Source organism: Lacticaseibacillus suihuaensis (assembly GCF_054785075.1).
Map to the genome: position 1 here is coordinate 1 of NZ_BAAGBJ010000023.1, position 9,912 is coordinate 9,912.

Sequence of the window (9,912 nt, forward strand, 5' to 3'; positions counted from 1 at the left end):
ACTGAACCATCGTCCCAGACGTATTCTGAACTATCTTCGCCCATGCGATTACTACCGATGCATGGCGTAACAGCCTAGACCACTATCAAGAATTCGTTATCATCGTTGCACTTGACTTGAAAATTGAAGGGCGCATTTAGCGGGACGGGTAGCGTGGCACGGGGTCTTGAAGCGGGTTATGCTTCAAGGAACCGTGCGAGCTAGCCGCTCCCGCGTTGCCGGGTGGCGCCCGTTTGAAGGGCAGAACCGAGCGTTCTTAGCGAACCGGCTGGCGCCTCAAGCGCCGAGACCGACGGAACGCGTTCGCGCCGCCCCACATCAAAACGGTGCCGCCCCTCGCATTGAACTTGCGAGGGGCGGCACCGTTTTTGGTGAGCCTTAATTGCTGGCCACCGCGTGTTGTTCGGCCAGCTGATGCGCGAAGCGGTCCAGGACCTTGATGCCCCAGGCGAAGTGCTGCGACGAGACCATCGCTGCGTATTCCCCCAGCGCCATCGAGCCGGTCCAGGGGTAGAAGCCGCGCAGGAACAGCTGCTCGTTGGTCAGCTGCTCGTACTGATCCATAATTTTGCCGTATGCGCTTTCAAACAACTGCCGAGCGTCGGTCAGCGTGGTGTCAACGTGCTCGGCCTGGATCTTGCGGCCGAGCTTGCCGACCGTCTGCCAGGTGTAAGGCTGCGGCAGGAAGCGCTTGGCGTCGCCGGCGAGGTTCGCCTGGCTCCAGTCCAGGTACAGGTCCTCCCAGGCGGCCAGCTGCACGAACACGTCGCGCAGGTTGTGGTCGCGGCCCTTGAACGCAAAGGCGGCGGCCTGCTCGCTCGGGCTCAGCGCGTCGACTTGCGCCACCAGCCGGTCGTGGTGCCGGTAAGTGCTGAGAATTAAGTCTTGTCTTGTTTGTGGTTTTGCCATTTTCTCTCCTCCCTTGGGTTCGAATTCAAGCCAACCTAAAACTGACTCCGCCTCAATGATGGGCCACTTACCGGCAAGTTGCAAGGCCACCGCGGCGTTTCCCGGGAAATAATCTTCTCGAACAATCAGTGTAGCGTCACGATGTAATACATAAATAAAGAATCCTGACCACGCAAAATCATGCAAGCACTGATGGGCTGTGCCACCTATAGGCGCCCCAATATGGAAAGCAAGTTGCTCATAAGCCCAACCCTCAAAATAAAACAGACCAAACATCTCGCAAGCCTACGAAACATATGGTCCGTCGTTCCGCGGTAACGATGCAAAAAACCGGCGTCTCTTCACACCGACAGCGGACAGCACATAGGGTTTTGGGCACTGCACACAACCAGAACCTGTGGCGCAGACTAAACTGTGTGCTGAAATGGCTAATCCGGTTACCCAAGCGGATTCGAGAAAATATTCAGTAATTTTTGTGCCATTTTATTTGCAGTCGACCTATCGACTATTATTTTGCTTAAAGAATTCCTCACTGTTAAAAACATCCAGCTCAGGCTCTGGTTCAGGATCAGGCTCCTCGTCGTAACTCAGCCGCATTGCATCCTCGTAGGATAGGTCTAGAAGGGCTACATGAGCCTCACAGAATTCGGCTGGCGTCTGCCAGCGTTTACCATCGTCCTCGCTGATGTTGCTGCCAATATCCTCGGCCAGCATGATGGCGAAAAGCGACAGGGCTCGCCGATCGACTGTCATTACCCCTTTTCTCTTGGAAAGGATATGATACATCTGTTCACGCTTGACAATCGAACAGTTCACGCCATCCTCCGAGAATAAATAGCGTGTGCGCGTTTCCATATCCCACATGGGATCGCTCCACTTACCATACCAAAAGTTGATGTAGCCTTGGTCTCTCAACGATTCACTCGAGCCGTCATGTGAATATTCAACAGGCCTGCCATTAAACTGATCAGTCCAAAGTTGGTGGACCATTGTCACTCGAAGTTGTAACTCTGGTTTCTTCCTAGCCGCTTTAACTAAAAGTCTCATTTTGGTTCTCCATACTCATTTTTATTGATAATCACCGATGCCTTGATTGTACCATATGCAACGTATCAATCAAGAAATGCGACTGTTACATACGCTGGACAGCTTTCCATAGCCTATTTAATAATTTATTCCAGGCCTTTATGTCCCTTTTGTAGCCTAATGCTTTTGCTAAGGCCGATTCATTCTCAATCAGCCACTCGGCAATTGCATCCCTGCTGGTTCGAACTGATTCTGGAAGTCGTACATCAAATTTAGAATCCAAGTTATCTTGAATTTGGATTTTCTTACTGATTACTTCGTAGTCCACTCGTAGAGCACGTTTTTGCTTTAAGGTGACCCCAATTGGCTGTGTTGGGCTGATAGTCTCACTTGTATGGCTAATATCAGACGGCAGCCGTGAGGACATTAGGACGGTTGCCGCACCAGTCAGTTCACCAATACCCGTTAGCAGTGCGTCATTGCTGGCAGCGTAAGCTGCTGTCAGGAATGACGTAGTTGGCACAACAGCGAGACCATCCGTTCCAAGATCTAGTACGGCGCTTGCCCCCGTTGAACCAGCAAACCCAACGACACTCTCAATTATACGAGTAACACCGTCTTCAATTAGGAACGGCACACTGGCAAATTTAGTATCGTCTACAAGACGCCGTATATCTGATGGAAGTTTGCTTAGAAAGGATACGGCTCGGTCTTCAATAATGGGCTCTCTCAGGCCGCAATTGCCAAGTTCCCTAGCCACTCCAAGAGCTGAATCAGGCGCGATATCACTTGGAACGACAGCCGGCGACACGAGTCCGTCTAGGATGCCTCAACTCGTTATCACGCTATTCGGAAGAAATCACGTCGTCATCGCGTTATTGAGCATAGTGAAATTTGCGAGTCTGTGAGTCTGTCATCTACGACATCACCAATCGTCATTGGTCACCAAATTTCTGGCCATTTGCAACATGAATTCGACTCGATACCGGTTCGTTACGCGACCATCCGTCTATCGCGGAATCTACGACTGTTCCACGCAAAAGCTAGGCTACCGTCAGCTGTACTATCGCGGCAAGACGAGCAAGGCCTTAAGCTGAAAGATTTCTCAGAAGTCTACCAAAGCAAAAAGTTACACTTGATCGGACAAATCGTCGGACAAATATACGGTCTCGCTCCGGATGAATACTAGAACGAAGCCGCATAGGAACAAATTCAACTTTATATTATTTCATCAGCCAAATTGACAGGGCCTAACGAAATTCGAGTAACAACAACTTTTGGTTGACCCTTAACTGCTGATTGCCGAGCGTTGTTCTGACAACCGATGAGTGAATCGGCCCAGGGCCTTGGATACCCGGGCGAAATGCGGCAACAAGACCATCGCAGTGTCCTCGCTCAGTACCATCGACCCGGTTCAACCGATGAGCCACTTACCGGCAAGTTGCAAGGCCACCGCGGCGTTTCCCGGGAAATAATCTCAAGAAAAATGCACCTCAAGTCCGATGTCCCGACACCCGAGTTTGCTACAATATAAATATAATGATGTATTAGGGGGAAAATGACCTATGTTGGGACTGTTCTTAGGGATTACGCTGCGCTTCACCGCGGCCGGGGTGGCGGTCGGCCTGATTGGCGCAATCGCCTTGGCCGTCCGGCACCGCGCCGGCCGCGCCTGGCGCCTGGCCGTGACCACGGTACTGCTGTTCGCGCTGATGCTCGCCTTGATCTACTTCGCGCTGCCGGAGCCAAGCCTTGCCACCACCGTGCTGTGGAACCTGCTGACCGGCACGGTGGCGGCGCTGATCACCGCCAGCTTCGCCGGTGGCGGCGCCAAAATCGACTGGACCAAGTTCGCCGCGGCCGCCGGCAAGCACGGCAAGGAGCCGCGCCAGGACGTGACGCCAGGCGCCAAGAACCGCAAGCCGACCGGGCTGGCCAAGCCCTTTTTGCGGCTGGCCGGCGCCGGCTTCGCGCTGAGCCTGATCGCGATGGCCGTGTTCGCCTTCATGGGCGTCGTGGACGCCAAGCAGGTCGCCAACAACGCGCCGGTGACCAGCTACCAATCGACGACTAAGGCGCCGCTGCCGGTGGTCGGCGGCAAAAAGGCCCAGGCCCCGGTGGTCAACGCGCCGGCGACCGTGCTGACTCAGGTCAACAACTCGCTGAGCAACATCCCCAACGCCAACGTCTACGCGGTCGACCATGTCCGGGCCCAGATCAACGGCGGCAAGCTGGTTTACGTGGCGCCGCTGGATTTTGACGGCAGCTTCTTCCGCTACCTGCGCTACAAGCAGGTCGACGGCTACTTCAAGGTCGACGCGACCAGCAAGTCGGCCTCGCCACGTTTTGTGAAAAAGGCGATGCGCTACACCCCGGCCGCCTATTTTGGCCAGGACGCGCGGCGCCTGATGTATGCCGCCACCGCGACCTCCGGCTACGTGATGATGCGTAACACCCCGCAGCTTGAAATCGCCGAGGACGGCACCCCGTACTACGTCGCGACCCTGGTGCGGCGCTACGGCGTGACCAACCGCCAGGACTTCCGCCACAAGGCCGTCGTGACCCTGAACGCGGAGTCCGGCAAGCTGCATTTTTACCGCAACCTGGCGCAAAAACCAGATTGGCTGGACGTCGCCATCGACCCGACCACCGCAAGCAGCCAGGTCGCCGCGTGGGGCGCCGAGCGCAACGGCTGGTGGAACGCCAACGGCTGGGGCGGGGCTCGCAACGGCGTGATGGTCGCCGTGACCGGCGCCGGCACCGAGGGCCACGACAACGACGTGACCCCGGTGATGTACGACGGGCAGATTTACTACCAGCAGTCTTTGACCTCGGCCAAATCCGCGCAGACCTCGGTGATGGGCTACACCTTCACCGACGCGGCGACTGGCAAGACCTACTACTACCGCGAAACCCACGACGCGATGACGCCGGACCGGGCCCAAAAGCTCGCCAAGGACATGATGAAGCAAACCGGCTGGAAGCCGAAAATGCCGATGCTCTACCGCATCGACGGCCGCCCGACCTGGGTCGTATCGATGCTGGACTCCTCGGACGCCTTCCGCAGCTACGTCTACCTGCTGGCCAGCGGTAACGGCACCCAAAGCACCGTAGCCACCGGCAGCGACGCCGACGCCGCGTTAGCCGCCTACCGCGCCTTGTTCGGCGTCGATCCGACCGCGGCCGCCACCGCCGGCAAAAAGACCAAGGTTCAAGGTACCGTCAACCGCGTCAGCCTGAGCGGCGACGCGATGAGCTTCCTGCTGGACGACGACCCCGTGGTCTACACCGTCAGCGTCAAAACCGACCCCCGGGCTCGCTTCATCATGGCCGGCGACAAGCTGACCTTCACCGCCCGGGTGGCCAAGGGCCTGGGCAGCGTGGCCGGAAAGGTAACGAACGGAACGTTGAAGTAACCCACCAGAGCGCAAGCCGGCGAATTTAGCGGGACGGGTAGCCTAGCCGTGGCGCTTGGGACCCGCACTTGGTCCCAAGTGACGCGGCGTAGCTAGCCGCTCCCGCGCTGCCGGCTGGAGCTCGACGACCCAGAGCGGAGCCGAGCGCAGTTAGCGAACCGAGTAGCGCGGCGCCGGTGCTTGAAGCGGTCTGTGCTTCGAGTGCCGGCGCTAGCTAATCGCGTTCGCGTTGCTCGGCGGAGCTCGACGATCCAGAGCGGAGCCGAGCGCAGTTAGCGAACCGAGTAGCGCAGCGCCGGTGCTTGAAGCGGTCTGTGCTTCGAGTGCCGGCGCTAGCTAATCGCGTTCGCGTTGCTCGGCGGAGCTCGACGATCCAGAGCGCAGGCCGGCGAATTTAGCGGGACGGGGAGCCTAGACGTGGCGCTTGGGACCCGCACTTGAGACTCACGAGCGGGACGATTGAAAGAGGGGGACCGCGTCAGCGGCCCCCCTCTTCGATTACCCGAGTCTCAAATCCGTAACAATAAGTGCTCAACCAGCCACAGGCCCAGGTAAGTGACGAAGGGAAACCAGGCGTTGAGCCGCGCGTAAATAAGCGCCTGCTCGCCATCCGGCCTGCCCTGGCGCAAAAAGGTCACCAGCCGCCAACACGCGGCGCTGAACACGACCCAGTAACCCCAATTGCTGAACGCAAAGCGGGTCAGCGGCGCGAATTGATTGAAAGCAACGCTGTAGCCGAGCAGGATGAACAGCGCAAGGTAAAAATCGATGGAAAGCGACTGGAACCACCTCTTGTGTTGGCGCATGATGACCTCCTTCTGTTGCGAGTGAGCCACCCAAAAAGAGCCATTCGCTGCGGTTGTAATCGTTTGCATCATCAGTATGCGACCGACGGAATATTAAGTCAATCCTATCGCGGCGCAGGGGCGGTCGATGTTTGGCTAGCGCGTTCAAGCATAATTTCACCCGCCGTCGCACCCCCACAATTTTTTATTTCAACAACTAAATGTCACGCTTGGCTCAACACACAGAGAGCAAGTGAATCGATTGCGCGGCGTTAAGTCACTTAATGCCAGCGAAAGCCCGACGTTCCGCTCCCACCCAAGCCGCCGCACCAATGGCTCAGCCCAGCTCACTTAACGTCCATTGACGTAACCCCTAACGCACCACGGACCCGACCACATCAAAAAGGCGATAGCCGCCTGACTATCGCCCGAATTTTTTCGGTAACCCACCGACGGATTCAATCGCGGTCACATTAGGTCTGCCCTACCTCGAGGCCCTGCATCGCCCAGTCCCGCCTCCACAAAGTGCGTCGGGTACATGTCCCAGTACTTCGAGAAGGTCCGGCTCGCGTCGCCGTCGCGGTTGAGCAGGTACAGGCGAAAATGCACCGGGATGTCCTTGGGCTGCCACGGCTCCAGGTACGTGTACTGGTAGGTCATGCCCAGCCGCCGCATCACCGCGCCGCTGCGCGGGTTCTCGCGGTCGTGCGTCGCGGTCAAGAAGGGATAGTCGGCCACCGGCAAGTGGGCGATCAGGGCCGCCCCGGCCTCGCTCATGTAGCCGTTACCCCAGAATTCCCGGGCCATGCCGTAGCCAAAATCATGGGCGGCACTGGCCTCGGCGTGGATGAAGCCAATCAGCTGCCCCGTGGTTTTCAGGCAGATGGCAAGGGCCTCGCCGTCCGGGTCGCCCAGGTACTGCTGGTGCAAAAGCGCCGCGGCCGCGGCTTCGGTCTGCGGCGCCAACCAGGGCAGGAAGCGGTTGACGACCGGGTCGTGCTGAATGGCAAAGAAGGCCGGCAGGTCGGCCGCGGTGAACGGTCGCAGCACCAGGCGTTCAGTGGTGATTGTGAGCATGGTTTTTCCTCCTATGAAGCGCTTACCGGCCTCCAGCATAACACAAAAAGGCGCCGCTCACCGGCGCCGTTGTCTCGTACCTGCCTCAGTTCAGCCACGGCCCCCGCTTGCGGTACCGCACGTGCTGGACGACGACGCCCAGCACCCAGGCGCCAACCGTCCAGACGATCAGCACCGTCAACGCCTGGTGTAGCGGAATCAGCCGGAAATAATCCGCGCGATCGGCCAGCGCCGGTGGGTTGGTGTATAACCCGGGAAATAATTGCCGAACCGGCAGCGGCAGCACCTCAAGAAACTTCAGCGGCAGCCCCAGGAAGGTCAGCGAGCACAGCAAAAGCACCAGCAGCGGTTCGGCCACGAACTGCGTCACGACGTAGGCGACGCCGCTGAGCAGCACCGCCCAAAGCACGTACTGCGCAAGCGCCGTGCCGACGTACTGCCACACCGGCGTCACGATGACGGTCGCGGCGCTGGTGGTGATCAGCGGGTACCCGAGCGGCCCCAGCGTGTGACCCGGCAGCCCCGCGTTGATGGCCAGGGCCAGCACCACCGTCAGCGCCAGCACCGCCACGATGATGCCAAGCGTGACCGCAGCTCGCACCAGCACCATCGCCCAGTCGCGGCGCGGACTCATGCGCATCAGGTTCTCGGTGTTGTTGCGGCGGTCGAAGTTGAACACCAGGGCCATCGCCAGCACGACGTAGCAGAGAAAAATCCAGGTCAAAGGCGTTCCGGCGTTGAGCTTGACGAAGCTTTGCTTCTTGTTGTCCAGCACGAGCACCTTGTAGACGTGCGACCCGTAGCGGCTCATGATGCCTTGCACCGCGGTCACCGCGCTGACCTTCTCGTCGATGATCTGCAGGCTGTTGATGCGGTGGTCGATGTAGTAGTGCAGGCTGGCGGCCATCGCGTCGGCGTTCAGCGACGCGGAACCGGCGTCGGTGGTGTTGATGACCTGCTTGAGCTCGTAGCTGTTGGCCAAAAGCGGCTCCTTGTCGATGGCAGCCAAAGTCAGCTTGTTGGCGGTCAGGTAATCGCGCTGGGCCAGCGGCCGGCGCAGGTCCCGCATCAGCTTGAGCATCGCCTTCGTGTCGTTGGCCGGGCGGATTTTGACGGCGCTGATGTACTGTTTTTCCACCGCCGCTCGGGCCTCTTGCACCGCCTTGGCCTCGCTGGTCGTGGTGTAATTCACGTAACTTGGTGTTCGGACCCCGCCGAAGAAGCGATAGGTGGTGGGAATGATGCCCAGCGCGTGGCCGAGCGGTCCGACGAACAGCAACAGCATCGCGATCAGCCCGGCCAGGTGCAGCAGCCAGGGCTGCTTGCGCAGTTCAAGGCGAATCTGTCCAAACATGGCGATCCCTCCTCAGATCAGCTGGCGCCGGCGCAGGATCAGGGTGCATCCGGCGTATAGCAACAGGCTCCAGGCCAGCAGCACCGCCACGCCGAAGCCGATGCCGGGAATCGACCAGCTGGTTTCGTGCAGAATCACCGAGTTGATCTGGAAGTAGGCGGTCGGCAAGAACCGCGCGAGGCCGGCCGGCACCCGCGTCATCACCTGCGGGGCCCCCAGCAGGATCACCACCAGGCTGGCGACGATGTTGACGGCGAGGTTGCCCGAGTACAGGCTGACCAAGGCGCTGACCATCATGATGAACACCGCGACCGCCAACAGCAGCGCCAGGTACAACAGCAGGAACTGGCCGATCATCATGATCGACACGTGCTGGCCATCGGCGGAGTAGACGATCGGATACTGCCAGGAGCCGATCTCGAAGCGCTGCGCCGCCGCCACGTAAGCGATGCCGCAGGCCGCCAGGAACAGCGGCACCGTCAGCACCAGGAAGCTGACCATGCGAGCGGTCAGGACGCCGAGCTTGCCCCGCGGGACGATGTTCAGGAAGTTGATCGTGCCGCGGCGTTTTTCAACCGTGAAGAGCTGGCCCAGCTGCACGGCAAAAACGGCCAGCAACAGCAGCGGCGACACGTTGTACAGGAAGGCGTAGGCGATGTAATTGTTGGCCGGCGCGTCCTTTTTGGTCGCCGGCACCTCGACCAGCTTGTGCTTGACCAGGTAGTCGTAGTAGGCGACGTCCTTCTTGCGGCCCAGCAGGCTCTTGTCGGTTTTCTTGCCCGGCAGCGCGATGACGACCAGGTCCTTGCCCCGCCCGGCCTGCACCTCGCGCAACGTGTAGCGCTCGTAGGCCAAGACCGCCTTTTCCGTCTCCAGCCGCGCCTTGGTCAGGTTGGTGGTGAAGACGTTGTCGAGGTCGGTATGGGCCAGCTCGATGGTCTTGAGGTACTCGTGCTGGGCCATGCGCCGCTGCAGCTTGCGAACCGTCGCGGCGTCTGGGTTCTTGATCGCCTGCAGCTTGGCCACATGGGTCAGCAGCTTGTCATCGGCGACGTTGTAGGCGTTGTAATTGTCGTTGTCGGACTGATCGGCGGTGCTGCGAGCGGTGAAGTAGGTCACCAAAAGCAGCAGCGTGAAGGCGATCAAGATCACCAGGTTGGTGGTCGCCAGCCAGTTTTTCTTCAGGTCAAAATGGATCTGGTCATGCATGCACGGCCTCCTGCAGGAAGGTCTCGGTGTACAAGGCCATCATGTCCTGCCCGGAATTGGTAACGTCGTGGATGTGCTGGTCCTTCAGGAAAAACACCGAGTCCGACACCCGCCCGACCGAGTCCATCTGGTGAGA

Annotated in this window: 8 protein-coding genes; 1 reads left to right on the forward strand and 7 read right to left on the reverse strand. The window is 59.0% G+C overall.

Annotated elements, in window-relative coordinates:
- Nucleotides 1-378 precede the first annotated feature (378 nt).
- From ACYVRZ_RS12675 to ACYVRZ_RS12685, 3 genes are all read right to left on the reverse strand, one after another.
- A complete protein-coding gene (locus ACYVRZ_RS12675) occupies nucleotides 379-909 on the reverse strand; it encodes a ClbS/DfsB family four-helix bundle protein (protein WP_461227397.1) in 531 nt (176 codons plus the stop codon).
- A gap of 498 nt (nucleotides 910-1,407) precedes the next feature.
- Nucleotides 1,408-1,956 carry a hypothetical protein gene (locus ACYVRZ_RS12680; RefSeq protein ID WP_461227399.1) on the reverse strand — a complete coding sequence of 183 codons (549 nt, stop codon included), beginning with the start codon at nucleotides 1,954-1,956 and terminating at the stop codon, nucleotides 1,408-1,410.
- Between the two features lie 85 nt (nucleotides 1,957-2,041).
- Complete coding sequence (locus tag ACYVRZ_RS12685; protein ID WP_461227401.1) at nucleotides 2,042-2,746, reverse strand: hypothetical protein; 705 nt, start codon at nucleotides 2,744-2,746, stop codon at nucleotides 2,042-2,044.
- A 754-nt stretch (nucleotides 2,747-3,500) separates the two neighbouring features.
- On the opposite strand from ACYVRZ_RS12685, the gene ACYVRZ_RS12690 reads away from it, so the two are divergent.
- Nucleotides 3,501-5,351: a hypothetical protein gene (locus ACYVRZ_RS12690; RefSeq protein ID WP_461227403.1), complete on the forward strand. Its 1,851-nt coding sequence runs from the start codon at nucleotides 3,501-3,503 to the stop codon at nucleotides 5,349-5,351.
- A 509-nt stretch (nucleotides 5,352-5,860) separates the two neighbouring features.
- Here ACYVRZ_RS12690 and ACYVRZ_RS12695 read toward each other — a convergent pair.
- From ACYVRZ_RS12695 to ACYVRZ_RS12710, 4 genes are all read right to left on the reverse strand, one after another.
- A complete protein-coding gene (locus tag ACYVRZ_RS12695) occupies nucleotides 5,861-6,157 on the reverse strand; it encodes a hypothetical protein (RefSeq protein WP_461227405.1) in 297 nt (98 codons plus the stop codon).
- 447 nt (nucleotides 6,158-6,604) lie between these two features.
- Nucleotides 6,605-7,213, reverse strand: coding sequence for a GNAT family N-acetyltransferase (locus tag ACYVRZ_RS12700; protein ID WP_461227407.1), 609 nt, complete (start codon nucleotides 7,211-7,213; stop codon nucleotides 6,605-6,607).
- 85 nt (nucleotides 7,214-7,298) lie between these two features.
- On the reverse strand, nucleotides 7,299-8,567 hold the full coding sequence (locus tag ACYVRZ_RS12705) for a hypothetical protein (protein WP_461227409.1): 1,269 nt from the start codon (nucleotides 8,565-8,567) through the stop codon (nucleotides 7,299-7,301).
- Nucleotides 8,568-8,579: 12 nt separating this feature from the next.
- Nucleotides 8,580-9,776, reverse strand: a complete 1,197-nt coding sequence (locus ACYVRZ_RS12710; protein ID WP_461227411.1) for a hypothetical protein — start codon at nucleotides 9,774-9,776, stop codon at nucleotides 8,580-8,582.
- Between the last annotated feature and the right edge of the window lie 136 nt (nucleotides 9,777-9,912).